A 22,607-nucleotide genomic window follows, 5' to 3' on the forward strand; every position below is an offset into this window, starting at 1 on the left:
CATCGGTGCGCGAGTGTGCTCGGCACGCTAGCTGTGTAAACCTTTACATGCATCCCCAAACGACGACCGACTTCGGCCATCGCCCCTGCTCAGCGGGCTCGGGCGACCCGGCCCTCGTCCCAGACCGGCTCGTCCGACTCGTAGACCGAGCCGTCGGCACCGAACACGACGAAGCGGTCGAAACCACGGGCGAACCACCGGTCGTGCGTGACCGCGAGGACCGTGCCCTCGAAGGCCGCCAGCCCCTCCTCCAACGCCTCCGCCGAGTGCAGGTCGAGGTTGTCGGTCGGCTCGTCCAGCAGCAGGCAGGTGGCGCCCGACAGCTCGAGCAGCAGGATCTGGAAGCGCGCCTGCTGCCCACCGGACAGCGAGTCGAAGGTCTGCTCCGACGCCCGCGCCAGGCCGTACCGGTCGAGTACCTTCGCGGCCTGCTCACGCGGCATACCCGCCCGGTGTTCGTCCCCACGATGGAGGATCTCGAGCAGCGTCCGGCGCGCGAGCGCGGGTTGCTCGTGGGTCTGGGCGAACCATCCCGGCCGCACGCGCGCGCCCAGCCGCAGCCGCCCCGTGTGCGCGACTGGCGTCGGCACGACGTCGCCGACTGGCCGGTGCTCGGCGTCGGGGTCGGACCCGCCGGCCGCCACCAGCCTCAGGAAGTGCGACTTCCCCGACCCGTTGGACCCGAGCACCGCGACGCGCTCGCCGTACCAGACCTCGAGGTCGAACGGCTTCATCAGGCCGGTCAGCTCCAGACCCTCGGCGATGACCGCGCGCTTGGCCGTGCGACCACCGGTAAGACGCATACGGACGTTCTGCCGCAAGGGAACTGCTTCGGGTGGACCGGCCGCCTCGAACTTCGCGAGGCGGGTCTGCGCGGCACGGTAACGACTCGCCATCCCGTCGTTGTACTCGGACTTCACACGCAGGGTCTGCACGAGAGTCTTGAGCTTCGCGTGCTCCTCGTCCCAGCGGCGGCGCAGCTCCTCGAGGTTGTCGTTCCGGTCCTCGCGCGCCTGGTGGTAGGTGGCGAACCGTCCCGCGTGCACCCACAGCGTCGACCCCGCGGCACCGGGCTCGAGGGTCGCGATCCGGGTGGCCACCCGGTCGAGCAGCTCGCGGTCGTGGCTGACGAACAGCACCGTCTTGGGCGACGCGACGAGCTGGTCCTCGAGCCAGCGCTTGGCCGGGACGTCCAGGTAGTTGTCCGGCTCGTCGAGCAGCAGCACCTCATCCGGCCCGCGCAGCAGCGCCTCGAGCACGACCCGCTTCTGCTCCCCACCCGACAGCGTCGTGACCTTGCGCCACTGGGCCTGCTCGAACGGCATGCCGAGCGCCGCGACCGTGCAGACGTCCCACAGCGTCTCGTACTCGTACCCGCCGACGTCCGCCCAGTCGACGAGCGCCTGGGCGTAGGCCAGCTGGTCGGCCTCGCTGTCGCGCTCCATCATGAGCAGCTCGGTGCGCTCGATCTCCGCGGCCGCCAGGCGCACCGGCTCGGGCGCGACCGACACCAGCAGGTCGCGCACGGTCGAGTCGTCACGCACCGACCCGATGAACTGGCGCATCACCCCCAGGCCGCCCGAGCGCGTCACCGCTCCGTCGTGGGCGGCGAGGTCACCGGCGATGATCCGCCCAAGGGTCGTCTTGCCGGTGCCGTTGGGGCCGATGAGCGCCACCTTGGTGCCCTCACCGACCCGCAGGGACACCTCGTCGAGCAGCGGCCTGCCGTCGGGCAGGACGAAGCTGACGGAGTTGACGTCGAGATGGCCCACGAGGGTCCATCCTCCGGTATGCCGCGTGGTCGCGTCACCCGATTTGCTCGCCTTCACTTTGGGCCACGCGTCAGGGCCGCGTGCGTAAACAGTTCACCAAGTCCCGGACGTGGGCGGCAACGGTTGCCCATCATGGAGGAAGCCCAATCCCCTGTGCCGCCAAGGAAACCAGCCGTGTCCACGATCTCCCTCCGCCCGTCAGCCCTCGGTAGGTTCGTCGCCGTGGTGCTCCTGTTCGCCGCGACCGTCGTCGCCCTGCCCGGGGTGGCCCGCGCGGCCGGGTCGTCCGGCAACGGCTCGACCGACCGCGCCATGTGGGTGTGGGACACGACCGACCCGGGGGCGATCGTCGACCTCGCCGTCGCGACCGGCATCACCCGGCTGTATGCCGCCGTGCCCCCGAACGTGGGGACGAGCCCCCAGCTCGGCGACCTCACCGAGCTGGTCCGGCAGGCCACCGCGGCCGGCATCCGCGTCGACGCCCTCGGCGGCGACCCCGGCTGGGTCGACAACCCGACCTGGGTCGTCACCAACTGGCTGCGCCCCGCCCTGGCCACCGGGCTCTTCACCGGAGTCCACGTGGACATCGAGCCCTACTCGACCAAAGCCTGGAGCACCAAGCGGGCCACCGTCGTCAAGCGCTGGCTGACCACGATGGACACCCTTCGAGCGAACACCGGCGGTGCACCGCTCGAGGCGGACATCCCGTTCTGGCTCGACCAGGTGCCCGCCAACGGGTCCACGCTCGACCGCGAGCTCATGCGTCGCACCGACGGCGTGGCCGTGATGGCCTACCGCAACACCGCCGACGGACCCGACGGCACGATCGCCTTGTCCGCCAAGGTGATCCGCGCGGGCGAGGACCTCGGGGTTCCGGTTCGCATCGGCCAGGAGGCGACCTACCTCGGAGATGCCCCGACCGAGACCAAGCAGACCTTCTACGGCCACACCCGCAGCGCGATGGAGGTCCAGCTGTCGCTTGTGGCCGACGCCTATGCGGGCTCGCCGGCGTTCGCCGGCTTCGCGATCCACGACGCAGCGGGGTATGCCGCCATGACGCCGTGAGTGCGCGGGGTCGCCGCGGTCAGTCGAGCGTCCGCACGGCCCGCGCCTCCTCGGCGCGCGCCGCCAGCTCGGTGTCGGCCGGGTAGACGACCTCCTCGAGCGAGAGGCCGTGCGGCGGCATGACGACCACGCCCGGGTCGCGTACGCCGGCCCGCAGCACCTCCGCCGGCCACTGCACTGGTTTGCGCCCCTCCCCCACGGGCACGACGGCACCCACCAGCGAGCGCACCATCGAGTGGCAGAACGCGTCCGCGACCACGGTCGCCTCGAGCAGCCCGTCGCCGCGGCGGGTCCACGAGTACTCGAGCAGTGTGCGCACCGTCGTGGCCCCCTCGCGACGCTTGCAGAAGGCGGCGAAGTCGGCGAGGCCGACCAGCGACCGCGCACCAGCGTCCATCGCGGTGACGTCGAGCGGCCGCTTGACCACCACGATCTCGTTGCGACGCAACGGGTCCAGCGTCTCCAGCCGGTCCGACACGAGGTAGCGGTAGCGCCGCCGCAGCGCGGAGAACCGGGCGTCGAAACCCTCGGGAGCCTCCGTCACCGCGTGCACGACGATGTCCCCGGGCAGGATGCCGCGCAGCCGGGTCAAGGCGGCTTCCTCGGGCAGTCGGTCGGACCGACCCACCACGGCGGCCCACGCGGCGGGGTCCACGTCGGCGTGGGCCACCTGCCCCCGCGCGTGCACCCCCGCATCCGTGCGCCCGGCGACCGTCAGCCGCACCGGGCTCTGCACCCGCAGCAGCGTCGTCAGCGCCGCCGACAGCTCGCCCTCGACCGTCCGCCGCCCGGGCTGGGCCGCCCACCCGGAGAAGTCAGTGCCGTCGTAGGCCAGGTCGAGCCGGAGGCGCAGCGACTCGTCCATCCCACCAGCCTATCGAGCGGTACCGCCTCCCTCTGCCAGAGTGTGGCCGTGGTCAGTGGAGTCCACACCGGACCTGAGGTGTCGCTCGGACGTCGGCGCGCAGCCGTCGCGGCGACCTTCGCCGTGCAGGGCCTGCTGTTCATCTCGCTCACCACCCGGCTGCCGCGGTTCCAGGAACGCTGGCACCTGTCCGAGCTCGCGGTCTCCGGGCTGCTGCTCATGGTGGTGCTGCTGGCAGGCGCCGGATCGGTGCTCGCCGAGGTCGGAGCCCGGCGCCACGGCAGCGCCACGCTGCTGCGGGCGGCGTTGGTGGTGGCCGGGATCGGGCTCGCGGTGGTGGCCGTGGCACCCGCGCGAGCCGTCTTCGTCGCCGGCCTCGCGGCATACGGCCTGGCGCTCGGCGCCATCGACGCGGCCACCAACATGCAGGCGGTCGCGCTCGAGCACCGTTACGGCCGCACCATCCTGCCGACCTTCCACGGCGCCTGGACCAGCGGCGGCATCGTGGCCACCCTGGTCGCCATCGCAGTGAGCGGCATCGGCATCACCGCCGGCCTGCTCCCGTTGGCCGTCCTCGCGCCCCTCGTCGCCCTCACCGCACCGCTCCTCCCCCGCTCGGCGGACGTCGAGCCGGCCCGCGGCTCGGCCGTGGCCCCACGCATCCCGTGGCGACAGCTGATGCTGCTCGGTGCCGCGATGGTGCTCTTCTACATGGTCGACACGGCGGCGACGACGTGGGGGCCGGTCTTCCTGCGCTCCGCACACGACGCGCCCACCTGGCTGCTGCCCCTGGCGACGCTGCCCTACCTCGTGGCCAGCGGCCTGACCCGGCTCGCCGGGGACGCCGCCGTCGACCGTTGGGGCGCGGTGCCCATCCTCAGGGCCGGTGCCCTGGTGGCGGCCGCGGCGCTGGCGGTCATCGTGTTCTCGCCGTCGTGGCCGGTCGCCGTGGCCGGGTTCACCGTGCTCGGCGCATCGGTGGCCGTCATCGCACCCCTGTCGTTCTCGGCGGCGGCAGCAGTCGCCGGGGACGGGGTCGACGAGGCCGACCGACGCGCCCGCGTCGACGCGGTCATCGCCCGGTTCAACCAGTTCAACTACGTCGGCGGCCTGCTCGGGGCCGTCCTCACCGGCGCGGTCGGCTCGGGGTCGCTGCGGGTCGGGTTCGCGGTGCCGATGGTGCTCGTGCTCGCGATCATCCCGCTGGCCGGGGCCTTCCGCAGCGTCCGCGGCTGAGGCGCCCTCAGTCGCCGATCTCGAGCTGGTTGCCGTCCGCGTCCGTCGCCTCGGTGGCTTGGTCCTGCTCGTTGTCGAGGTCGACCAGCCGGGCCGTCCCGGTCTCCTGCGGCTCCTCGATCACCTCGGTGTCGGTGTTGTCGACGTCCGCGGCCTCGGCCTTCTTCTCGGCCTCCTGGAACGCCTCCGACCCGCGCGGGTTCTCGCTCATCTCGCCACCTCCAGATGCAGTGCGACCGACAAGCGTGCGGTCGCCGTGCGTTCCACGCTAGCCGTGCCGGCGGCGACCCGCATGCGGTCGCGAGCCCGCGGCATACGCGAACGGGCCGCCCACCGTTGCACAGGTGGGCGGCCCGTTCCGGGTGCTGCGTGGCGTCAGGCGCCGGCCTTGGTGAAGCCAGCGGCCTCGGCGTCCTCGGCGGACTTGAACCAGAACTCGGCAATGGTCTGGTCGTACCACTGGCCGTCGGGCTCGTGGTACTTGCCCGAGTCGCCGTTGCCCTTGACCGTGTACTCGGCGTCGGGCGAGGAACCGTCCTCGTTCGCGACGACGGCACCGGCCGGGACCTCCTTGGCCGAAGCCTCGGTGGTGTCGGCGTCGACGAGCGTCGCGGCCTCGGTGGCCTCCGACTCCTTGGCCTCGTCGGCCTTCTTGGCGTCCTTCTTCTCGGCGTCCTTGGCAGCGCGCTTCGTGGCGGCCTCCGCCTCCTTGACCGTCGCCTTCTTGGCCAGCGGCTCGCGGACGAGCTCGATCACGGCCATGGGGGCGTTGTCACCCTTGCGGGCGCCGATCTTGGTGATGCGGGTGTAGCCACCCGGACGCTCGGCCATGTCGGGCGCGATCTCGGTGAAGAGGCGGTGCACGACACCCTTGTCCGAGATGACCGACAGGACCCGGCGACGGGCGTGCAGGTCACCGCGCTTGGCGAAGGTGATGAGCCGCTCGGCCAGCGGGCGCAGCCGCTTGGCCTTGGCCTCGGTCGTGGTGATCGAGTCGTGCTCGAACAGCGAGGTGGCCAGGTTGGCCAGGATCAGCCGCTCGTGCGCCGGACCGCCGCCGAGACGGGGACCCTTGGTGGGGGTAGGCATTTCGTAGTTCTCCTTGGTGTGCGACCCGCTGTCGGACCCGACCGGGTCGGGTCCGACAGCGCGTCAACGGCGGTTGGTCAGAGCTGCTCGTCCTCGGCCAGCGAACGGCCATCGGCGTCGAAGTCGTCGTCGTAGTCGCCGTAGTTGTCGGCGATGGCGGACGGGTCGAACCCGGGCGGGCTGTCCTTGAGCGCCAGGCCCATGCCGGCCAGCTTGGCCTTGACCTCGTCGATCGACTTCGCACCGAAGTTGCGGATGTCGAGCAGGTCGGCCTCGCTGCGTCCCACGAGCTCACCCACGGTGTGGATGCCCTCGCGCTTGAGGCAGTTGTAGGACCGGACGGTCAGGTCGAGGTCCTCGATCGGCAGGGCCAGGTCGGCGGCCAGGGCGGCGTCGGTCGGCGACGGGCCCATGTCGATGCCCTCGGCCTCGACGTTGAGCTCGCGGGCCAGGCCGAACAGCTCGACCAGGGTCTTGCCGGCGGAGGCCATGGCGTCACGCGGCGCCATCGAGTTCTTGGTCTCGACGTCGACGATGAGCTTGTCGAAGTCGGTGCGCTGCTCGACACGGGTCGCCTCGACCTTGTAGGTCACGGCCAGCACCGGCGAGTAGATCGAGTCGACCGGGATGCGGCCGATCTCCTGGTCACCGGACTTGTTCTGGTTGGCGGAGACGTAGCCGCGACCGCGCTCGACGGTCAGCTCCATCTCGATCTTGCCCTTGCCGTTGAGCGTGGCGATGTGCAGGTCGGGGTTGTGGATCTCGACCCCGGCCGGCGGCGCGATGTCGGCCGCGGTGACCGCGCCCGCACCCTGCTTGCGCAGGTACATCACGACCGGCTCGTCGTGCTCGGAGGAGACGACCAGGCCCTTGATGTTGAGGATGATCTCGGTGACGTCCTCCTTGACCCCGGGGATCGTGGAGAACTCGTGCAGCACACCGTCGATGCGGATGCTGGTGACCGACGCACCGGGGATGCTCGAGAGCAGGGTGCGGCGAAGCGAGTTGCCGAGCGTGTAGCCGAAGCCGGGCTCGAGGGGCTCGATGACGAAGCGGCTGCGGTTGTCCGCAACGACCTCTTCGCTGAGGGTGGGGCGCTGTGCGATGAGCACGCTGTTCTTCCTTTCCGTCGGCGACCGCTATATGACGCCGATGAATGCGCCGGGTGTCACCCGGCCGGCCGGCCCACCTCTGTCCGTGGACCGGACCACACCCGGGAGGTATGCCGCGTGCGCAGGGCGCGCACGCGGCATACCTCCGCGTGGGTCAGTTCTTCGAGTAGAGCTCGACGATCAGCTGCTCGGTGAGGATCGTGTCGATCTGCTCACGCACGGGCAGCTGGTGGATCATGATCTGCAGCGAGCCCGGGACGACCTGCAGCCAGGCCGGGGTGGGGCGCTCGCCGAAGGTCTGACGGGCCAGTTCGAAGGGATAGGTCTCCGCAGACTTCTTGCGGACGGTGATGATGTCGTACTGCTCGACGCGGTACGACGGGACGTCGACGCGCACGCCGTTGACCTCGAAGTGGCCGTGCGTCACCAGCTGGCGGGCTGCACGACGGGTGCGGGCCAGGCCGGCGCGGTAGACCACGTTGTCCAGGCGGGACTCGAGGATCTGCAGGAGGATGTCACCGGTCTTGCCGGAGCGCTTGGAGGCTTCCTCGTAGTAGCCACGGAACTGCTTCTCCATGACGCCGTAGGTGAAGCGGGCCTTCTGCTTCTCCTGCAGCTGGGTGAGGTACTCCTTCTCCTGCATCCGGCGACGGCCGTGCTGGCCGGGCGGGAACGGGCGGAGCTCGAAGTTCTTGTCGCCGCCGACGAGGTCGACCTTGAGACGACGCGACTTCTTGGTGATGGGTCCGGTGTAACGGGCCATGGTTCTCTACTCTCTCTTCCCGTTACTCAGACGCGGCGACGCTTGGGCGGACGGACACCGTTGTGCGGCGAAGGGGTGACGTCGCTGATCGCGCCGACCTCGAGGCCGGTGGCGGTCAGGGAACGGATCGCGGTCTCACGACCGGAGCCCGGGCCCTTGACGAAGACGTCGACCTTGCGCATGCCGTGCTCCATGGCGCGGCGGGCGGCAGCCTCGGCGGCCATCTGCGCGGCGAACGGGGTGGACTTGCGCGAGCCCTTGAAGCCGACCTGGCCGGCCGAGGCCCACGAGATCACCGCACCGGTCGGGTCGGTGATCGAGATGATGGTGTTGTTGAACGTGCTCTTGATGTGGGCCTGGCCCACGGCGACGTTCTTCTTCTCCTTGCGGCGCACCTTCTTGGCGCCGGCGCGAGTCTTCGGGGGCATTACTTACCAACCTTCTTCTTACCGGCCACGGTGCGCTTCGGGCCCTTGCGGGTGCGCGCGTTCGTCTTGGTGCGCTGACCACGCACCGGGAGACCGCGACGGTGACGAAGGCCCTCGTAGGAGCCGATCTCGACCTTGCGGCGGATGTCAGCGGCGACCTCGCGACGGAGGTCACCCTCGTGCTTGACGTTCGCCTCGATGTAGTCGCGCAGCTTGACCAGGTCGTCGTCCGTGAGGTCGCGGACGCGGGTGTCCGGGTTGACCCCGGTGCTGGCGACTGCCTTCTGGGCGGTCGTACGACCGACCCCGAAGATGTACGTGAGTGCCACCTCGACGCGCTTCTCGCGCGGCAGGTCGACACCGACAAGACGTGCCATCTTGTGTGTTTCCTTTGCTGTTTCACCGGAGGTCTGGGGCAGTACCAGTCCGGGCCATGGGTCCGAGGTGAGTGCCTCGGGGCTCCGGTCCCCGGCCTCCGGGCCGGGGGTGACGTCCTGGTCGGCGTGGAGAACGCCGCGCACAGGGGCCGGGTACCGCGATCAATTCACTTGTCATGCGCTCGCGAAGCTGCGAGGTCGTGCTGGGTCCGACTCCCTCGCGGGTGCCGGTGGTGGCTCTGGTCAGCCCTGGCGCTGCTTGTGGCGCAGGTTCTCGCAGATCACCATGACCCGGCCGTTGCGGCGGATCACCTTGCACTTGTCGCAGATCTTCTTGACGCTCGGCTGGACCTTCATAGCCTCTGCTTCGAGTCGATCTGGGCCCGCTGGCCGAGTGGTCAACGGGGTCTTGCGGGGTGGTGCTGGTCGTGCTGGTGGTGCGTCAGCGGTAGCGGAAGACGATCCGGCCACGGGTCAGGTCGTACGGGCTGAGCTCGACCACCACACGGTCCTCGGGGAGGATCCGGATGTAGTGCTGACGCATCTTGCCCGAGATGTGAGCGAGAACCTTGTGACCGTTCGTGAGCTCGACCCGGAACATCGCGTTCGGGAGAGCCTCGACGATCGTGCCCTCGATCTCGATGACACCGTCCTTCTTGGCCATAGCCTCCACAATCTGCTGCTCGTGCCCACGCCGAGACGCCGGTTTGCGCCTGGTGGATGGACACACGAATACGGCGCGCAGGTCGCGCACCGACGAACCAGTCTACGTCAGGTCGCGCTGAGCACGAAATCGCCGGCTGCACATCAGCGCGGAGACGGTGCAGGAGTTCCTGTACCACCGCATCCGGATGGGTTCGCGTGACAGCGCTCTGCAGGAGGTAAGCGCCCTTCGCTCCGCCCTCGTCGCCCATCCCCTGGATGACGCGGTCATCGACGCAGCGTTGCGACTCATCGAGCAGGGTCCTGTTCGGGGCCGCGACGCCATGGTCGCCGCGACCGCGGTGGTGCACGGGTTCGACACCATCGTCACGCTGGACCGAGACTTCGACGCGATCCCCGGGTTGCGGCGCCTCGAGCCGTCCGAGGCGCTCCGGGTCCTGGGCTCGTAGGCGACTTCGGGCCACGCACGCTTGGTCCGGACCCGAGCACCGAGCCCCAGTGGCCCGAAGTGCCAGGAAGTCAGTCGAGGGGGGCGTATGCCGCGCCGAGGGCTTCCAGCCGCTCCTTGCCGCCGTCGAGGGCGGTGAGCACCCACAGGCCGTCGTCCGTGACGGCGACGGTGTTCTCCCAGTGGGCCGCGCGCGACTTGTCGAGCGTCACGACGGTCCAGTCGTCGGCGAGCACCTCGGAGTCGGCCGACCCCAGCGTCACCATCGGCTCGATCGCGACGGTCAGCCCGGACCGCACGGTCGGGCCCTTCTCGCGGACCCGGTAGTTGGGCACCTGCGGGTCCATGTGCATCTCGGTGCCGATGCCGTGGCCGACATAGTCCTCGACGATGCCGTACTCCCGACCCAGCCGGTCGCCCGCGGCGACGATGCTGTCCTCGACGGCCGCGCCCACGGCATACAACGACTCCCCCACCGACAACGCAGCGATGCCGGCCCACATGGAGTCCTCGGTGAGGTCGATCAGCGCGAGGTCCTCGGGGCGCCCGGCCTCGCGGCCGCCGACGATGACCGAGATGGCCGCGTCGCCGTGCCAGCCGTCGACGATGGCGCCGCAGTCGATCGAGATGAGGTCACCTTCGGCGAGCACCCGGGGGCCGGGTATGCCGTGGACGACCTCCTCGTTGACCGAGGTGCACAGCGACCCGGTGAACCCGTGGTAGCCGAGGAACGACGGCACGCCGCCGGCGCCGCGGATGTGCTCCTCGGCCAGCTCGTCCAGCTGCTTGGTCGTCATGCCGGGTCGCACCGTCTGCGCCATCAGCTGCAGCGTCTGGCCGACGACCAGACCGGCCTTGCGCATGGCGCGGATCTGGTCGGGCGTCTTGGTGTCCACCCGGGAGCGGCCGAACATCAGGAGCGGGAGACCCCGGCGAGCGCGGTGGTGATGTGGGCGAAGACCTCGTCGACCGTGCCCATGCCGTCGACCTGCACGAGCAGGCCGCGCGCGGAGTAGACCTCGCACAGCGGCGCGGTCTCGCGGCGGTAGATGGCCTGGCGCTCGCGGATGACCTCTTCGGTGTCGTCGTCGCGGCCCTGCTCCTCGGCCCGCTTGAGCAGCCGGGCGACGACGGCGTCCTCGTCGACGGTCAGCTCGAGCACGGCGTCGAGGGCGTGGCTGTGCTCGGCCAGGATCGCGTCGAGCGCGTCCACCTGGGCGGCGGTCCGCGGGTAGCCGTCGAGCAGGAAGCCCTGCTCGGCGTCGTCCTCGAACAGCCGGTCGCGCACGATGGCGTTGGTGATCTCGTCGGTCACGTAGCCACCGGAGGCGAGCACCTCCTTGACCTGCAGGCCAAGGGGCGTCTCGTTCTTGATGTTCGCGCGGAAGATGTCGCCGGTGGAGATGGCGGGGATGCCGTACTCGGCAGCGATCTTGGCGGCCTGCGTGCCCTTACCGGCACCGGGCGGCCCGAGGATGATGAGGCGCATTTACCTGAGGAACCCTTCGTAGTGACGCTGCTGCAGCTGGGACTCGATCTGCTTCACGGTCTCCAGCCCGACACCGACGATGATGAGGATCGACGTGCCACCGAACGGGAAGTTCTGGTTGGCACCGACCGCCACCAGCGCGATGAGCGGGATGAGCGAGACGAGCGCGAGGTAGATGGCCCCGGGGACCGTGATGCGGGTGAGCACGTAGTCGAGGTACTCGGCCGTGGGTCGCCCGGCGCGGATACCTGGGATGAAGCCGCCGTAGCGCTTCATGTTGTCGGCGACCTCGACCGGGTTGAACGTGATCGACACGTAGAAGAACGTGAAGAACAGGATCAACGCGACGTAGATGATCATGTAGATCGGGTGGTCACCTCGCACGAGGTGCTGCTCGATCCACGTCACCCATCCCGGCTGGTCACCGGTGGTCGACCGGTTGAACTGTGCCACGAGTGAGGGCAGCGCGAGCAGGGACGAGGCGAAGATCACGGGGATCACGCCGGCCATGTTGACCTTGAGCGGGATGTACGTGGACGTGCCGCCGTACATCTGCCTGCCGACCTGCCGCTTGGCGTACTGGACGGGGATGCGCCGCTGGCTCTGCTCGACGAACACGACGAGCGCGATGATGAGGAAGCCGAGCAGGATCACGCCGATGAAGATGTCCCAGCGGCCGTCCTGCTGCTGGATCGCCCACAGCGAGCTCGGGAAGGTCGAGGCGATCGAGGTGAAGATCAGCAGCGACATGCCGTTGCCGATGCCCTTGTCGGTGATGATCTCACCGAGCCACATGACCACACCGGTGCCGGCGGTCATGGTGAGCACCATGATGACCAGGGTCGGGATCGACTCGTCGGGCAGGATGTTCGTGCACTGCGGACCGAACAGCGCGGTCGGGTTCTGCGCGAACGTGATCAGCGTCGAGGACTGCAGGATCGCCAGGCCGATGGTGAGGTAACGCGTGTACTGCGTCATCTTCGTCTGGCCCTGCTGGCCCTCCTTCTTGAGGGCCTCGAACCGCGGGATGACCACGGTGAGGAGCTGCACGATGATGCTCGCCGTGATGTACGGCATGATCCCGAGCGCGAAGATCGACAGCTGGAGCAGCGCGCCACCACTGAAGAGGTTGGCCAGGCCGAGGACGCCGGAGTTCTTCGGGGCGTCCTGGATGCACTTCTGCACGGCGGCGTAGCTCACGCCGGGCACCGGCACGTGCGAGCCCAGCCGGAAGATGATCACGATGAAGAGCGTGAACAGCAGCTTCCTGCGCAGGTCCGGCGTCTTGAACGCACGGGTGAAGGCGGTGAGCACAGGTCCTCCTGGTGGCGCGGGGGTCACCCGCGGGAACGGTCAGGCAATCCTAGGCAGGTTACCCCGGCTCCCGGGCCGGGTCCCTGCACGGGTATGCCGCGGGCTCACCTCACTGAGGTGAGCCCGCGGCATACCGTGTGGTTTGGGTCGTGCTCAGGCGGAGGTGACCGAGCCGCCAGCGGCCTCGATCTTCTCCTTGGCGGAGCCGGAGACCTTGTCGACGGTCACGCTGACCTTGACGCTGATCTCACCGGTTCCGAGCACCTTGACCGGCTGGCCGTCGCGGACGGCACCCTTGGCCACGAGGTCGTCGACGGTCACGTCGCCACCCTGCGGGTAGAGGGCGGTGATCCGGTCCAGGTTCACGACCTGGTAGGTCACCTTGGCCGGGTTCTTGAACCCGCGCAGCTTCGGCAGGCGCATGTGCAGCGGCATCGAGCCACCCTCGAAGCGCTCCGGAACCTGGTAGCGGGCCTTGGTGCCCTTGGTGCCGCGACCGGCGGTCTTGCCCTTGGAGCCCTCACCGCGACCCACGCGGGTCTTGGCGGTCTTGGCGCCGGGGGCCGGACGCAGGTGGTGCAGCTTGAGGGCCGAACCCTCGGACGCCTGGGCCTCCGCCTTCGCGGTGGTCTTCTTGGCGGTGTCCTTGGCTGCCATGTCAGTCAACCTCCTCGACGGAGACCAGGTGGGTCACCGTCTTGACCATCCCGCGGATCTCGGGACGGTCCTCCTTGACGACGACGTCGCCAATACGCTTCAGACCGAGGCTGCGCAGCGTGTCACGCTGGTTCTGCTTGCCGCCGATCTCCGAACGGGTCTGGGTCACCTTCAGACGAGCCATCACGCACCAGCCTTGGCGGCCTCACGGCCCTCGGCCTGGGCGCGCAGCATCGCGGCCGGGGCGACCTGGTCGACCGGAAGGCCACGGCGGGCGGCCACGGCCTCCGGACGCTCGAGGCCCTTGAGGGCCTCGACGGTCGCGTGGACGATGTTGATGGCGTTGTCCGAGCCCAGGGACTTGGACAGGACGTCGTGGACGCCGGCGCACTCGAGCACCGCACGCACCGGGCCACCGGCGATGACACCGGTACCGGGGGCGGCGGGGCGGAGCATGACGACACCCGCGGCGGCCTCACCCTGCACGGGGTGCGGGATGGTGCCCTGGATGCGCGGGACCTTGAAGAACTGCTTCTTGGCCTCCTCAACACCCTTGGCGATCGCCGCGGGCACCTCCTTGGCCTTGCCGTAGCCGACACCGACGGTGCCGTCGCCGTCGCCGACCACCACGAGGGCGGTGAAGCTGAAGCGGCGGCCACCCTTGACGACCTTGGCGACGCGGTTGATGGTCACGACGCGCTCGACGTACTGGGACTTCTCGGCCTGGTCGCGTCCGCCGTCACGACGGTTGTCGCGGCGGTCGCGGCGGTCGCCGCGCTCGCCCCGGTTGTTGTCGCCGGCTGCGCCAGTGCCTCGACGCTGGGGTCCGGGCATCAGATGTTCCTCATCTCAACGGTTGCGATGTTCGTGGTAGCGGTCACAGCGCCAGCCCACCCTCACGGGCGCCCTCGGCGATGGCGGCGACCCGGCCGTGGTAGCGGTTGCCACCCCGGTCGAAGACGACGGCCTCGACGCCGGCGCTCTTGGCACGCTCGGCGAGCAGCTCGCCGACCTTGCGGGCCTTCGCGGTCTTGTCGCCCTCGAAGGTACGCAGGTCCGCCTCCATGGTGGAGGCCGACGCGACGGTCTTGCCGACCGTGTCGTCGACGATCTGCACGAAGACGTGGCGCGACGAGCGCGACACGACCAGGCGCGGACGCGCGGTGGTACCGGTCACCTTCTTGCGCAGGCGCAGGTGGCGGCGGCCACGCGCCGCCGACTTGCCCTTGGCACGCTTGACGGTCATTGCCATGGCTTACTTACCAGCCTTTCCGACCTTGCGGCGGATGTGCTCGCCCGCGTAGCGCACGCCCTTGCCCTTGTACGGGTCGGGCTTGCGCAGCTTGCGGATGTTCGCGGCAACCTCGCCAACCAGCTGCTTGTCGATGCCCTGGACCGCGAAGCGGGTGGGGTTCTCGACGGCGAAGGAGATGCCCTCGGGGGCCTCCACGGTGATGGGGTGGCTGTAGCCGAGGGAGAACTCGAGGTTCCCGCCCTTGTTGGCCACGCGGTAACCCGTGCCGTGGATCTCCATCTTCTTCTCGTAGCCCTCGGTGACACCGAGGACCATGTTGTTGATGAGCGAGCGGGTCAGGCCGTGCAGGGCACGGGACTCGCGCTCGTCGTTGGGGCGCTTCACCTCGATCGAGCCGTCCTCCTGACCGACCGTGATCGGCTCGGCGACGACGTGCGACAGCTGGCCCTTGGGACCCTTCACCGTGACGGTGCGACCGTCGATGGTGACGTCGACACCGCTCGGGATGGCGACCGGAAGTCGTCCAATACGCGACATGTCGAATACTCCCTTACCAGACGTAGGCGAGGACTTCCCCGCCCACGCCCTTGGACGCCGCCTGCTTGTCCGTGAGGAGGCCAGACGAGGTGGAAATGATGGCCACACCGAGACCGCCGAGGACCTTGGGAAGGTTCGTCGACTTGGCGTAGACGCGCAGGCCGGGCTTGGAGACACGGCGCACGCCAGCGATGGAACGCTCGCGGTTGGGGCCGTACTTCAGCTCGACGGTCAGCGTCTTGCCGACCTCGGCGTCCTCGACGCTCCAGCCGGCGATGTAACCCTCGGCCTGGAGGATCTCTGCGATGTGGGACTTCAGCTTGGAGAACGGCATGGAGACTGCGTCGTGGTGCGCCGAGTTGGCGTTCCGGACGCGGGTCAACATGTCCGCAATCGGGTCAGTCATGGTCATGGGCTTCTCCGCCCTCTCTCACCGCGGTTTCACCGCACATCTCGTGCGGCGACCTTCGATGTAGAAGAATCAGTGGGTTGGTGGTCTTACCAGGAGCTCTTGGTCACGCCGGGCAGCTCGCCCCGGTGGGCCATCTCGCGAAGGCACACGCGGCACAGGCCGAACTTGCGGTAGACCGAGTGCGGGCGGCCGCAGCGCTGGCAGCGGGTGTAGCCGCGCACCTTGAACTTCGGCTTCTTGTTCGCCTTGTTGATCAGGGCGGTCTTCGCCATGTCAGTTCTCCTTGAAGGGGAATCCGAGCGCCTTGAGCAGTGCCCGGCCCTCGTCGTCGTTGGTGGCGCTGGTGACCACGGTGATGTCCATGCCCCGGACGCGGTCGATCTTGTCCTGGTCGATCTCGTGGAACATCGACTGCTCGGTCAGGCCGAACGTGTAGTTGCCGTTGCCGTCGAACTGCTTCGGCGACAGGCCGCGGAAGTCGCGGATGCGCGGCAGCGCGACCGACACCAGGCGGTCGAGGAACTCCCACATGCGGTCGCCACGCAGCGTGGTGTGGGCGCCGATCGGCATACCCTCACGCAGCTTGAACTGGGCGATCGACTTGCGGGCCTTGGTGACCAGCGGCTTCTGCCCGGTGATGGCGGACAGGTCGCGGATCGCGCCCTCGATGAGCTTGGAGTCCTTGGCGGCGTCGCCGACACCCATGTTGACGACGACCTTGACGACGCCCGGCACCTGCATGACGTTGGCGTAGCCGAACTGGTCCTGCAGCTGGCCCTTGATCTCCTCGGCGTAGCGCGCCTTGAGACGGGGGGCCGTCTTCTCGGTGATGGTGTCCGTCATCTCTCTCACAGGTCCTTGCCCGAGCGCACGGCCACACGCGTGCGGCTGGCCTTGTCACGGCCATTGCGCTCGACGGTCTCGACACGGGTCTTGACCCGGGTCGGCTTCTTCTCGGACGGGTCCACGACGGCCACGTTGCTCACGTGGATCGCGGCCTCCTGGACGACCAGGCCGCCGGTGCGGGTGCCACGAGCCGACTGACCGGCCTTGGTGTGGCGGGTCACCCGGTTGACACCCTCGACCAGCACGCGCTGGGTCTCGGGGAACACGGCGATGACCTTGCCCTGCTTGGCCTTGTCCTTGCCCGTGAGGACCTGGACGGTGTCGCCCTTCTTGATCTTCATCTTCGCCTTCTGCGTCGCCATGGCTTACAGCACCTCCGGCGCGAGCGAGATGATCTTCATGAACTTCTTCTCGCGCAGCTCACGGCCCACCGGGCCGAAGATGCGGGTGCCACGGGGGTCGCCGTCGCCCTTGAGGATGACGGCGGCGTTCTCGTCGAACTTGATGTAGCTGCCGTCGGCGCGGCGGCGCTCCTTGGTGGTGCGCACGACGACCGCCTTGACGACGTCGCCCTTCTTGACGTTGCCGCCGGGGATGGCGTCCTTGACGGCGGCGACGATGACGTCACCGATGCCGGCGTACCGACGACCCGAACCGCCGAGAACACGGATGCACAGGATCTCCTTGGCACCGGTGTTGTCGGCGACGCGCAGTCGCGACTCCTGCTGGATCACTTCTCACTCCTGTCGTCGAGCTGGTTCTCACTCGCGGTGAGCCTGGCCGAACTGTTGGTGGTCTGGGTGCCGGCCGTGCGGCATACGGTGTCGTTCTTGACGATCGACGCGGTATGCCGCGTGGCCGGCGGGGTGGGCCGTGGGGCCCGGCGGTCTTACTTGGCCTTCTCGAGGATCTCGACCACGCGCCACCGCTTGGTGGCGGACAGCGGCCGGGTCTCCATGATGAGGACGCGGTCACCGACACCGGCCGAGTTGGCCTCGTCGTGCGCCTTGACCTTGCTCGAGCGCCGCATGACCTTGCCGTAGAGCGCGTGCTTGACGCGGTCCTCGACCTCGACCACGACGGTCTTGTCCATCTTGTCGCTGACCACGTAACCCTGACGGGTCTTCCTGTAGTGGCGGTCAGAGTTGCGGTCCGCGTTCGCGGCGACCTCGGTCACGGCGTCATCCTTCACGTTCTCACTCATGCCGACTCCTCCGTGGTGGCGGAGACGCTCTGTCCGATACCCAGCTCGCGCTCACGGATCTCGGTGTAGATGCGGGCGATGTCCTTGCGGACTGCGCGCAGGCGGCCGTGGTTGTCCAGCTGGCCGGTGGCCGACTGGAACCGGAGGTTGAACAGCTCCTCCTTGGCCTTGCGCAGCTCGTCGACCAGGCGGTCGTCGTCGAAACCACGCAGGTTCTCCGACGTCAGGTCCTTGGAACCGACTGCCATCAGATGTCACCACCCTCACGCCGCACGAAGCGGCACTTCATCGGGAGCTTGTGCATCGCCAGACGCATGGCCTCACGAGCAACCTCCTCGGAGACACCGGACACCTCGAACATGACGCGGCCGGGCTTGACGTTGGCGATCCACCACTCGGGCGAACCCTTACCGGAACCCATGCGGGTCTCGGCAGGCTTCTTGGTCAGCGGGCGGTCCGGGTAGATGTTGATCCAGACCTTTCCGCCACGCTTCATGTAGCGGGTCATCGCGATACGAGCAGACTCGATCTGACGGTTGGTGACGTAGGCCGGCTCGAGAGCCTGGATGCCGTAGTCGCCGAACGCGATCTTGGTGCCGCCCTTGGCAGCCCCGGAACGACCCGGGTGGTGCTGCTTGCGGTGCTTGACTCGACGAGGAATCAGCATCAGGACTCTCCCTCGGTGCTGCTCGGGGTGCTCGCCGGTGCCTCGACAGTGGCCTCGGCAGCGACGCTCTCGGTCAGGGGGGCGTCGGTCGAGGCGGTCGCCTCGGCGGGACGCTCGCGACGCGCACGGGCGGGGCGGTCCCCACCGTCACGACGCGGGCCACGGCTCGGGCGCGACGGCGCGGCAGCCTGCTGCTGCGCCAGCTCACGAGCGGTGACGTCACCCTTGTAGATCCAGACCTTCACGCCGATGCGGCCGAAGGTGGTGCGGGCCTCGTAGAAGCCGTAGTCGATGTTCGCCCGGAGGGTGTGCAGCGGCACGCGACCCTCGCGGTAGAACTCGGTGCGCGACATCTCCGCGCCGCCGAGGCGGCCGGACACCTGCACGCGGATGCCCTTGGCACCGGCGCGGGTGGCGGACTGCATGCCCTTGCGCATCGCGCGTCGGAACGACACACGGGCGCTGAGCTGCTCGGCGATGCCCTGGGCGACCAGCTGCGCGTCGATCTCGGGGTTCTTGACCTCGAGGATGTTCAGCTGCACCTGCTTGCCCGTGAGCTTCTCGAGCTCGCCGCGGATGCGGTCGGCCTCGGCGCCACGGCGACCGATGACGATGCCGGGACGCGCGGTGTGGATGTCCACCCGGACCCGGTCACGGGTGCGCTCGATCTCGACGCGGGAGATGCCGGCCCGCTCCATGCCCGTGGACATGAGCTTGCGGATGGCGACATCTTCCTTTACGTAGTCGCGGTAGCGCTGACCGTCCTTGGTGGAGTCGGCGAACCAGCGGCTCTTGTGCTCGGTGGTGATACCGAGGCGGAAGCCATTGGGGTTGACCTTCTGACCCATTAGCGGGTGCCTCCCTTGGTGGTCTTCGGCGTGACGACCACGGTGATGTGGCTGGTGCGCTTGTTGATGCGGGACGCCCGGCCCTGGGCGCGCGGCCGGAACCGCTTCATCGTCGGGCCCTCGTCGACGTATGCCGCGCTGACGACCAGCTCGCGCTCGTCGAACGCCTCGGATGCGGCGTCGGCCTTGACCCGGAGGTTGGCGATGGCGCTCTCGAGCACCTTCTTCACCGGGTCACTGGCGGACTGCGGCGCGAAGGTCAGCACGGCGACGGCCTCGGTGGCCTGCTTGCCACGGATGAGGTCGACGATCCGGCGAGCCTTCATCGGCGTGACGCGCACGTGGCGCGCGACGGCCTTGGCTTCCATCACGGTGTCCTTGTTCTCGGTCGAGGCGGCCATCAGCGACGACGCCCCTTCTTGTCGTCCTTCACGTGACCCTTGAACGTGCGGGTCGGCGCGAACTCGCCGAGCTTGTGGCCGACCATCGACTCGGTGACGAACACCGGGACGTGCTTGCGGCCGTCGTGCACGGCGAAGGTGTGGCCCAGGAAGTCGGGGCTGATGACCGACCGACGGGACCAGGTCTTGATGACGTTCTTCGAACCCGCTTCGTTCTGGGCGTCCACCTTCTTCTGGAGGTGGTCGTCGATGAAGGGGCCCTTCTTCAGACTGCGAGGCATTTCAAAGGCTCCTATCAGCGCTTCTTGCCAGTACGACGGCGGCGAACGATCATCTTGTCGCTCGGCTTGCCCGGGCGGCGGGTGCGGCCCTCGGCCTGCCCCCAGGGGCTGACCGGGTGGCGACCACCGGAGGTCTTGCCCTCGCCACCACCGTGCGGGTGGTCGACCGGGTTCATGGCGACACCGCGGACGGTCGGGCGCTTGCCCTTCCAGCGCATGCGGCCGGCCTTGCCCCAGTTGATGTTGGACTGCTCGGCGTTGCCCACCTCGCCGACCGTGGCGCGGCAGCGCAGGTCGACGTTGCGGATCTCACCGGACGGCATACGCAGCTGGGCGTAGGGGCCGTCCTTGGCGACGAGCTGCACACGCACACCGGCCGAGCGGGCGATCTTCGCGCCGCCACCGGGCTTGAGCTCGACGGCGTGGATGACCGTACCGGTCGGGATGTTGCGCAGCGGCAGGCTGTTGCCGGGCTTGATGTCGGCGGCCGGACCGTTCTCGATCGCCATGCCCTGCTCCAGGCCACGCGGGGCGAGGATGTAGCGCTTCTCGCCGTCGGCGTAGTGCAGCAGCGCGATGCGGGCGGTGCGGTTGGGGTCGTACTCGATGTGAGCGACCTTGGCCGGCACGCCGTCCTTGTCGTGGCGACGGAAGTCGATGACGCGGTAGGCGCGCTTGTGACCGCCACCGATGTGACGGGTCGTGATGCGCCCGTTGCTGTTGCGGCCACCGGACTTGGTCAGCGGGCGGACCAGCGACTTCTCAGGCGTGGTGCGCGTGACCTCGACGAAGTCGGCAACGCTCGAGCCGCGGCGACCGGGCGTCGTCGGCTTGTACTTGCGGATACCCATGGTTACGTAGTTCCTTACGTCTCGTCAGCGTCAGGCGCCCGCACCGAAGATGTCGATCGAGCCCTCGCGGAGGGTGACGATCGCACGCTTGGTGTCCTTGCGCTTGCCGGTGCCGAACCGGGTGCGGCGAGCCTTGCCCGGGCGGTTGAGGGTGTGCACGGAGTCGACCTTGACACCGAAGACGCGCTCGACGGCGATCTTGATCTCGGTCTTGTTGGCCCGCGGGTCGACGAGGAAGGTGTACTTGCCCTCGTCGAGCAGCGAGTACGACTTCTCCGACACGACCGGCGCGATCAGGATGTCGCGCGGGTCCTTGTCGAGGACGAAGTTGGTGCTCACTTGGTCTCCTCCTCAGCCACGTCCTGGGCCTTCGCGCCACCGGCGGGGACGAAACCGGCAGCCTCGGCGGCCTCCGCAGTGCGGAACCACACCTCGGCCACGGTCGCGTCGTACCAGCGCGAACCGGGAACGTGGTACTTCATCGAGTCCTTGTTGCCCTTGACCTCGAAGCCCTCGGGCGCCGAGCCGTCCTCGAGCGCAGCGGCCGAGTCGGGGCCGAAGCCACCGTCGGTCGCCGCGTCGGTGTCGACCAGCGTCGCGGCCTTGTCGGCCTTGTCAGCCTTGGCGTCGTCGGCCTTGGCCGGCTTGTCGGCGGCCTTCTTCGCGGTCGCCTTCTTGGCAGGCTTGTCCGCCTTGTCCGACTTCGCCTCGGCCGGGGCCTCGGTGACGACGTCGGCCTCGACCCCGCCGACCGGCTGGGCACCGCCCACGAACGCGTCGAGCGCAGCCTTGGTGAAGACCACGTCGTCGGCGCAGAGCACGTCGTAGGTGTTGAGCTGGTCAGCGGCCAGGACGTGCACGCCCTCGAGGTTGCGCACCGACTTCAGCGACACGATGTCGCTGCGGTCGAGCACGACCAGCAGGTTGGGGCGCTCGGTCAGGCCGGCGAGCAGGGCCACCGCGTCCTTGGTGGACGGGGTGGTGCCGGACACCAGGCCCTCGACCACGTGGACGCGGTCGTTCCGGGCGCGGTCGGACAGGGCGCCACGCAGGGCGGCGGCCTTCATCTTCTTGGGGGTCCGCTGGGCGTAGTCACGCGGCTGCGGGCCGTGGACGGTGCCACCGCCGGCGAACTGCGGCGCACGGGTCGAGCCCTGGCGGGCGCGGCCGGTCCCCTTCTGGCGGTACGGCTTGCGACCACCACCACGGACCTCGCCACGCGTCTTGGTGGCGTGCGTGCCCTGGCGGGCAGCAGCCATCTGCGCGACGACGACCTGGTGGATCAGCGGAACGTTGACCTGGACGTCGAAGATCTCGGCAGGGAGCTCGACCTTCGCGGCCTTGGCAGTCTGAGTAGCCATCTAGGTTCAGGCTCCCTTCGCGGCCGTGCGGACCAGGACGACGCTGCCGCGGGGGCCGGGAACGGCACCCTTGACGAGCAGCAGGCCCTTGTCAGCGTCCACGGCGTGGATCTGCAGGTTCTGGGTGGTCTGGCGAACGCCGCCCATGCGGCCCGCCATGCGCATGCCCTTGAAGACACGACCCGGGGTGGCGCAGCCACCGATCGAGCCGGGCTTGCGGTGGTTGCGGTGTGCACCGTGCGAGGACGAGACGCCGTGGAAGCCGTGACGCTTCATGACACCGGCGAAGCCCTTGCCCTTGGTGGTGCCGGTGACGTCGACGTCCTGGCCCGCCTCGAAGGTCTCGACGGTGACCTCCTGGCCGAGCTCGTAGTCGCCCGCGTCAGCGGTGCGCAGCTCGACGAGGTGGCGACGCGGCGTCACGCCGGCCTTCTCGAAGTGGCCGGTCAGCGGCTTGGTGACCTTGCGCGGGTCGATCGCGCCGTACGCGAGCTGAACCGCGGCATACCCGTCCTTGTCGGCGTCACGCAGCTGGGTGACGACGTTCGGGCTGGCCTCGATCACGGTGACGGGGACGAGCTTGTTGTCGGCGTCCCACACCTGGGTCATGCCGAGCTTGGTGCCCAGCACGCCCTTCACGGTCTTGGTTGCATTAGAAGTCATGGC

General features: G+C 68.9%; 35 protein-coding genes and 1 pseudogene. 3 read left to right on the forward strand and 33 right to left on the reverse strand.

Going from position 1 to position 22,607, the window contains the following annotated elements; all coding sequences use genetic code 11:
• Window positions 1-89: 89 nt before the first annotated feature.
• Window positions 90-1,772 carry an ATP-binding cassette domain-containing protein gene (locus tag HJG52_RS08125; protein ID WP_171242929.1) on the reverse strand — a complete coding sequence of 561 codons (1,683 nt, stop codon included), beginning with the start codon at window positions 1,770-1,772 and terminating at the stop codon, window positions 90-92.
• Between the two features lie 174 nt (window positions 1,773-1,946).
• Between HJG52_RS08125 and HJG52_RS08130 the strand changes: the two genes are divergently transcribed.
• Window positions 1,947-2,837, forward strand: coding sequence for a hypothetical protein (locus HJG52_RS08130; protein WP_171242930.1), 891 nt, complete (start codon window positions 1,947-1,949; stop codon window positions 2,835-2,837).
• A 19-nt stretch (window positions 2,838-2,856) separates the two neighbouring features.
• Here the strand turns inward: HJG52_RS08130 and truA are convergent, their stop codons facing one another.
• Entirely contained in the window at window positions 2,857-3,702 is an 846-nt protein-coding gene (gene truA / locus HJG52_RS08135) for a tRNA pseudouridine(38-40) synthase TruA (RefSeq protein WP_171242931.1), read from the reverse strand.
• A gap of 48 nt (window positions 3,703-3,750) precedes the next feature.
• On the opposite strand from truA, the gene HJG52_RS08140 reads away from it, so the two are divergent.
• Window positions 3,751-4,938 carry an MFS transporter gene (locus HJG52_RS08140; RefSeq protein WP_346767628.1) on the forward strand — a complete coding sequence of 396 codons (1,188 nt, stop codon included), beginning with the start codon at window positions 3,751-3,753 and terminating at the stop codon, window positions 4,936-4,938.
• A gap of 7 nt (window positions 4,939-4,945) precedes the next feature.
• On the opposite strand, the gene HJG52_RS08145 is transcribed toward HJG52_RS08140, so the two are convergent.
• The 8 genes from HJG52_RS08145 to infA all read right to left on the reverse strand — a co-directional run bounded on the left by HJG52_RS08145 (window position 4,946) and on the right by infA (window position 9,371).
• Window positions 4,946-5,149 carry a hypothetical protein gene (locus HJG52_RS08145; protein WP_171242932.1) on the reverse strand — a complete coding sequence of 68 codons (204 nt, stop codon included), beginning with the start codon at window positions 5,147-5,149 and terminating at the stop codon, window positions 4,946-4,948.
• Between the two features lie 164 nt (window positions 5,150-5,313).
• Complete coding sequence (gene rplQ / locus HJG52_RS08150) at window positions 5,314-6,027, reverse strand: 50S ribosomal protein L17, sunset domain variant (RefSeq protein ID WP_171242933.1); 714 nt, start codon at window positions 6,025-6,027, stop codon at window positions 5,314-5,316.
• Between the two features lie 77 nt (window positions 6,028-6,104).
• The gene (locus HJG52_RS08155; protein WP_171242934.1) at window positions 6,105-7,139 is read right to left on the reverse strand and encodes a DNA-directed RNA polymerase subunit alpha; all 1,035 of its coding nucleotides are present in this window, start codon (window positions 7,137-7,139) and stop codon (window positions 6,105-6,107) included.
• Between the two features lie 154 nt (window positions 7,140-7,293).
• A complete protein-coding gene (gene rpsD, locus HJG52_RS08160) occupies window positions 7,294-7,902 on the reverse strand; it encodes a 30S ribosomal protein S4 (protein WP_171242935.1) in 609 nt (202 codons plus the stop codon).
• 26 nt (window positions 7,903-7,928) lie between these two features.
• Window positions 7,929-8,330 carry a 30S ribosomal protein S11 gene (gene rpsK / locus HJG52_RS08165; protein WP_171242936.1) on the reverse strand — a complete coding sequence of 134 codons (402 nt, stop codon included), beginning with the start codon at window positions 8,328-8,330 and terminating at the stop codon, window positions 7,929-7,931.
• Window positions 8,330-8,707 (reverse strand): 30S ribosomal protein S13, encoded by a 378-nt coding sequence (rpsM, locus tag HJG52_RS08170; protein WP_171242937.1) that lies wholly within the window; start codon window positions 8,705-8,707, stop codon window positions 8,330-8,332. Before rpsM ends, rpsK begins: the two co-directional genes overlap by 1 nt.
• A 243-nt stretch (window positions 8,708-8,950) precedes the next feature.
• Window positions 8,951-9,064, reverse strand: coding sequence for a 50S ribosomal protein L36 (gene rpmJ, locus HJG52_RS08175; protein WP_006592630.1), 114 nt, complete (start codon window positions 9,062-9,064; stop codon window positions 8,951-8,953).
• Window positions 9,065-9,149: 85 nt separating this feature from the next.
• A complete protein-coding gene (gene infA / locus HJG52_RS08180) occupies window positions 9,150-9,371 on the reverse strand; it encodes a translation initiation factor IF-1 (RefSeq protein WP_006946284.1) in 222 nt (73 codons plus the stop codon).
• Between the two features lie 142 nt (window positions 9,372-9,513).
• Here infA and HJG52_RS08185 point away from each other — a divergent pair, with 142 nt between their 5' ends.
• Entirely contained in the window at window positions 9,514-9,819 is a 306-nt protein-coding gene (locus HJG52_RS08185; protein WP_346767634.1) for a type II toxin-antitoxin system VapC family toxin, read from the forward strand.
• Between the two features lie 70 nt (window positions 9,820-9,889).
• On the opposite strand, the gene map is transcribed toward HJG52_RS08185, so the two are convergent.
• The 23 genes and pseudogenes from map to rplC form a co-directional block, all read right to left on the reverse strand.
• Window positions 9,890-10,732, reverse strand: a complete 843-nt coding sequence (map, locus tag HJG52_RS08190; protein WP_171242939.1) for a type I methionyl aminopeptidase — start codon at window positions 10,730-10,732, stop codon at window positions 9,890-9,892.
• A complete protein-coding gene (locus HJG52_RS08195) occupies window positions 10,732-11,307 on the reverse strand; it encodes an adenylate kinase (protein WP_171242940.1) in 576 nt (191 codons plus the stop codon). Before HJG52_RS08195 ends, map begins: the two co-directional genes overlap by 1 nt.
• Window positions 11,308-12,621, reverse strand: coding sequence for a preprotein translocase subunit SecY (secY, locus tag HJG52_RS08200; RefSeq protein ID WP_171242941.1), 1,314 nt, complete (start codon window positions 12,619-12,621; stop codon window positions 11,308-11,310).
• 153 nt (window positions 12,622-12,774) lie between these two features.
• Window positions 12,775-13,278, reverse strand: a complete 504-nt coding sequence (gene rplO, locus HJG52_RS08205; RefSeq protein WP_171242942.1) for a 50S ribosomal protein L15 — start codon at window positions 13,276-13,278, stop codon at window positions 12,775-12,777.
• A gap of 1 nt (window position 13,279) precedes the next feature.
• Window positions 13,280-13,462 carry a 50S ribosomal protein L30 gene (gene rpmD / locus HJG52_RS08210; RefSeq protein WP_020143226.1) on the reverse strand — a complete coding sequence of 61 codons (183 nt, stop codon included), beginning with the start codon at window positions 13,460-13,462 and terminating at the stop codon, window positions 13,280-13,282.
• Window positions 13,462-14,112, reverse strand: coding sequence for a 30S ribosomal protein S5 (rpsE, locus tag HJG52_RS08215; RefSeq protein WP_171242943.1), 651 nt, complete (start codon window positions 14,110-14,112; stop codon window positions 13,462-13,464). Before rpsE ends, rpmD begins: the two co-directional genes overlap by 1 nt.
• Before the next feature lie 43 nt (window positions 14,113-14,155).
• Window positions 14,156-14,530 carry a 50S ribosomal protein L18 gene (gene rplR / locus HJG52_RS08220; protein ID WP_171242944.1) on the reverse strand — a complete coding sequence of 125 codons (375 nt, stop codon included), beginning with the start codon at window positions 14,528-14,530 and terminating at the stop codon, window positions 14,156-14,158.
• Between the two features lie 3 nt (window positions 14,531-14,533).
• The gene (gene rplF, locus HJG52_RS08225; protein WP_171242945.1) at window positions 14,534-15,070 is read right to left on the reverse strand and encodes a 50S ribosomal protein L6; all 537 of its coding nucleotides are present in this window, start codon (window positions 15,068-15,070) and stop codon (window positions 14,534-14,536) included.
• 13 nt (window positions 15,071-15,083) lie between these two features.
• Window positions 15,084-15,482 (reverse strand): 30S ribosomal protein S8, encoded by a 399-nt coding sequence (rpsH, locus tag HJG52_RS08230; RefSeq protein WP_171242946.1) that lies wholly within the window; start codon window positions 15,480-15,482, stop codon window positions 15,084-15,086.
• An 86-nt stretch (window positions 15,483-15,568) separates the two neighbouring features.
• Window positions 15,569-15,754, reverse strand: a complete 186-nt coding sequence (locus HJG52_RS08235; protein WP_007924699.1) for a type Z 30S ribosomal protein S14 — start codon at window positions 15,752-15,754, stop codon at window positions 15,569-15,571.
• A 1-nt stretch (window position 15,755) separates the two neighbouring features.
• Entirely contained in the window at window positions 15,756-16,325 is a 570-nt protein-coding gene (gene rplE, locus HJG52_RS08240; protein WP_171242947.1) for a 50S ribosomal protein L5, read from the reverse strand.
• A 5-nt stretch (window positions 16,326-16,330) separates the two neighbouring features.
• Window positions 16,331-16,690 (reverse strand): 50S ribosomal protein L24, encoded by a 360-nt coding sequence (rplX, locus tag HJG52_RS08245; protein WP_240977210.1) that lies wholly within the window; start codon window positions 16,688-16,690, stop codon window positions 16,331-16,333.
• A 3-nt stretch (window positions 16,691-16,693) separates the two neighbouring features.
• Entirely contained in the window at window positions 16,694-17,062 is a 369-nt protein-coding gene (rplN, locus tag HJG52_RS08250) for a 50S ribosomal protein L14 (RefSeq protein ID WP_171242948.1), read from the reverse strand.
• Window positions 17,063-17,217: 155 nt separating this feature from the next.
• Window positions 17,218-17,532 (reverse strand): 30S ribosomal protein S17, encoded by a 315-nt coding sequence (gene rpsQ, locus HJG52_RS08255; RefSeq protein WP_171242949.1) that lies wholly within the window; start codon window positions 17,530-17,532, stop codon window positions 17,218-17,220.
• Window positions 17,533-17,534: 2 nt separating this feature from the next.
• Window positions 17,535-17,780 (reverse strand): annotated as a pseudogene (gene rpmC / locus HJG52_RS08260) (50S ribosomal protein L29); the annotation flags it as partial.
• Complete coding sequence (rplP, locus tag HJG52_RS08265; RefSeq protein ID WP_171242950.1) at window positions 17,780-18,199, reverse strand: 50S ribosomal protein L16; 420 nt, start codon at window positions 18,197-18,199, stop codon at window positions 17,780-17,782. The gene rplP and the pseudogene rpmC, both read right to left, overlap by 1 nt.
• Window positions 18,199-19,047, reverse strand: coding sequence for a 30S ribosomal protein S3 (gene rpsC / locus HJG52_RS08270; protein WP_171242951.1), 849 nt, complete (start codon window positions 19,045-19,047; stop codon window positions 18,199-18,201). Before rpsC ends, rplP begins: the two co-directional genes overlap by 1 nt.
• Entirely contained in the window at window positions 19,047-19,415 is a 369-nt protein-coding gene (gene rplV, locus HJG52_RS08275) for a 50S ribosomal protein L22 (RefSeq protein ID WP_171243167.1), read from the reverse strand. The genes rpsC and rplV overlap by 1 nt, the downstream gene beginning before the upstream one ends.
• Window positions 19,416-19,447: 32 nt before the next feature.
• Window positions 19,448-19,729 carry a 30S ribosomal protein S19 gene (gene rpsS / locus HJG52_RS08280; protein ID WP_171242952.1) on the reverse strand — a complete coding sequence of 94 codons (282 nt, stop codon included), beginning with the start codon at window positions 19,727-19,729 and terminating at the stop codon, window positions 19,448-19,450.
• Window positions 19,730-19,743: 14 nt separating this feature from the next.
• Window positions 19,744-20,580 (reverse strand): 50S ribosomal protein L2, encoded by an 837-nt coding sequence (gene rplB / locus HJG52_RS08285; RefSeq protein ID WP_171242953.1) that lies wholly within the window; start codon window positions 20,578-20,580, stop codon window positions 19,744-19,746.
• A 30-nt stretch (window positions 20,581-20,610) separates the two neighbouring features.
• Window positions 20,611-20,919, reverse strand: coding sequence for a 50S ribosomal protein L23 (rplW, locus tag HJG52_RS08290; RefSeq protein ID WP_171242954.1), 309 nt, complete (start codon window positions 20,917-20,919; stop codon window positions 20,611-20,613).
• Entirely contained in the window at window positions 20,916-21,941 is a 1,026-nt protein-coding gene (gene rplD / locus HJG52_RS08295) for a 50S ribosomal protein L4, sunset domain variant (protein WP_171242955.1), read from the reverse strand. Before rplD ends, rplW begins: the two co-directional genes overlap by 4 nt.
• A 6-nt stretch (window positions 21,942-21,947) precedes the next feature.
• Complete coding sequence (gene rplC, locus HJG52_RS08300) at window positions 21,948-22,604, reverse strand: 50S ribosomal protein L3 (protein WP_171243168.1); 657 nt, start codon at window positions 22,602-22,604, stop codon at window positions 21,948-21,950.
• Window positions 22,605-22,607 lie beyond the last annotated feature (3 nt).

The sequence above is a fragment of the Knoellia koreensis genome (genome assembly GCF_013041615.1).
In the GTDB taxonomy this organism is placed as follows: domain Bacteria; phylum Actinomycetota; class Actinomycetes; order Actinomycetales; family Dermatophilaceae; genus Pedococcus; species Pedococcus koreensis.

Bases quoted from the DNA above. Each gene is read 5' to 3' on its own strand.
- rplQ (WP_171242933.1), bottom strand. From the start codon at position 6,027: ATGCCTACCCCCACCAAGGGTCCCCGTCTCGGCGGCGGTCCGGCGCAC.
- rpmJ (WP_006592630.1), bottom strand. From the start codon at position 9,064: ATGAAGGTCCAGCCGAGCGTCAAGAAGATCTGCGACAAGTGCAAGGTG.
- rplC (WP_171243168.1), bottom strand. From the start codon at position 22,604: ATGACTTCTAATGCAACCAAGACCGTGAAGGGCGTGCTGGGCACCAAG.
- rplD (WP_171242955.1), bottom strand. From the start codon at position 21,941: ATGGCTACTCAGACTGCCAAGGCCGCGAAGGTCGAGCTCCCTGCCGAG.
- rplX (WP_240977210.1), bottom strand. From the start codon at position 16,690: ATGGCGACGCAGAAGGCGAAGATGAAGATCAAGAAGGGCGACACCGTC.
- rpsC (WP_171242951.1), bottom strand. From the start codon at position 19,047: ATGGGTCAGAAGGTCAACCCCAATGGCTTCCGCCTCGGTATCACCACC.
- infA (WP_006946284.1), bottom strand. From the start codon at position 9,371: ATGGCCAAGAAGGACGGTGTCATCGAGATCGAGGGCACGATCGTCGAG.
- rpsQ (WP_171242949.1), bottom strand. From the start codon at position 17,532: ATGAGTGAGAACGTGAAGGATGACGCCGTGACCGAGGTCGCCGCGAAC.
- rplV (WP_171243167.1), bottom strand. From the start codon at position 19,415: ATGGAAGCCAAGGCCGTCGCGCGCCACGTGCGCGTCACGCCGATGAAG.
- rplF (WP_171242945.1), bottom strand. From the start codon at position 15,070: ATGTCGCGTATTGGACGACTTCCGGTCGCCATCCCGAGCGGTGTCGAC.
- HJG52_RS08195 (WP_171242940.1), bottom strand. From the start codon at position 11,307: ATGCGCCTCATCATCCTCGGGCCGCCCGGTGCCGGTAAGGGCACGCAG.
- rplO (WP_171242942.1), bottom strand. From the start codon at position 13,278: ATGGCAGCCAAGGACACCGCCAAGAAGACCACCGCGAAGGCGGAGGCC.
- rpsS (WP_171242952.1), bottom strand. From the start codon at position 19,729: ATGCCTCGCAGTCTGAAGAAGGGCCCCTTCATCGACGACCACCTCCAG.
- rplB (WP_171242953.1), bottom strand. From the start codon at position 20,580: ATGGGTATCCGCAAGTACAAGCCGACGACGCCCGGTCGCCGCGGCTCG.
- map (WP_171242939.1), bottom strand. From the start codon at position 10,732: ATGTTCGGCCGCTCCCGGGTGGACACCAAGACGCCCGACCAGATCCGC.
- HJG52_RS08235 (WP_007924699.1), bottom strand. From the start codon at position 15,754: ATGGCGAAGACCGCCCTGATCAACAAGGCGAACAAGAAGCCGAAGTTC.
- rpsD (WP_171242935.1), bottom strand. From the start codon at position 7,902: ATGGCCCGTTACACCGGACCCATCACCAAGAAGTCGCGTCGTCTCAAG.
- rpmD (WP_020143226.1), bottom strand. From the start codon at position 13,462: ATGGCTCGTCTGAAGGTGACCCAGACCCGTTCGGAGATCGGCGGCAAG.
- rpsH (WP_171242946.1), bottom strand. From the start codon at position 15,482: ATGACCATGACTGACCCGATTGCGGACATGTTGACCCGCGTCCGGAAC.
- rpsM (WP_171242937.1), bottom strand. From the start codon at position 8,707: ATGGCACGTCTTGTCGGTGTCGACCTGCCGCGCGAGAAGCGCGTCGAG.
- HJG52_RS08145 (WP_171242932.1), bottom strand. From the start codon at position 5,149: ATGAGCGAGAACCCGCGCGGGTCGGAGGCGTTCCAGGAGGCCGAGAAG.
- rpsE (WP_171242943.1), bottom strand. From the start codon at position 14,112: ATGCCCGGACCCCAGCGTCGAGGCACTGGCGCAGCCGGCGACAACAAC.
- rpsK (WP_171242936.1), bottom strand. From the start codon at position 8,330: ATGCCCCCGAAGACTCGCGCCGGCGCCAAGAAGGTGCGCCGCAAGGAG.
- rplE (WP_171242947.1), bottom strand. From the start codon at position 16,325: ATGACGGACACCATCACCGAGAAGACGGCCCCCCGTCTCAAGGCGCGC.
- truA (WP_171242931.1), bottom strand. From the start codon at position 3,702: ATGGACGAGTCGCTGCGCCTCCGGCTCGACCTGGCCTACGACGGCACT.
- rplR (WP_171242944.1), bottom strand. From the start codon at position 14,530: ATGGCAATGACCGTCAAGCGTGCCAAGGGCAAGTCGGCGGCGCGTGGC.
- rplP (WP_171242950.1), bottom strand. From the start codon at position 18,199: ATGCTGATTCCTCGTCGAGTCAAGCACCGCAAGCAGCACCACCCGGGT.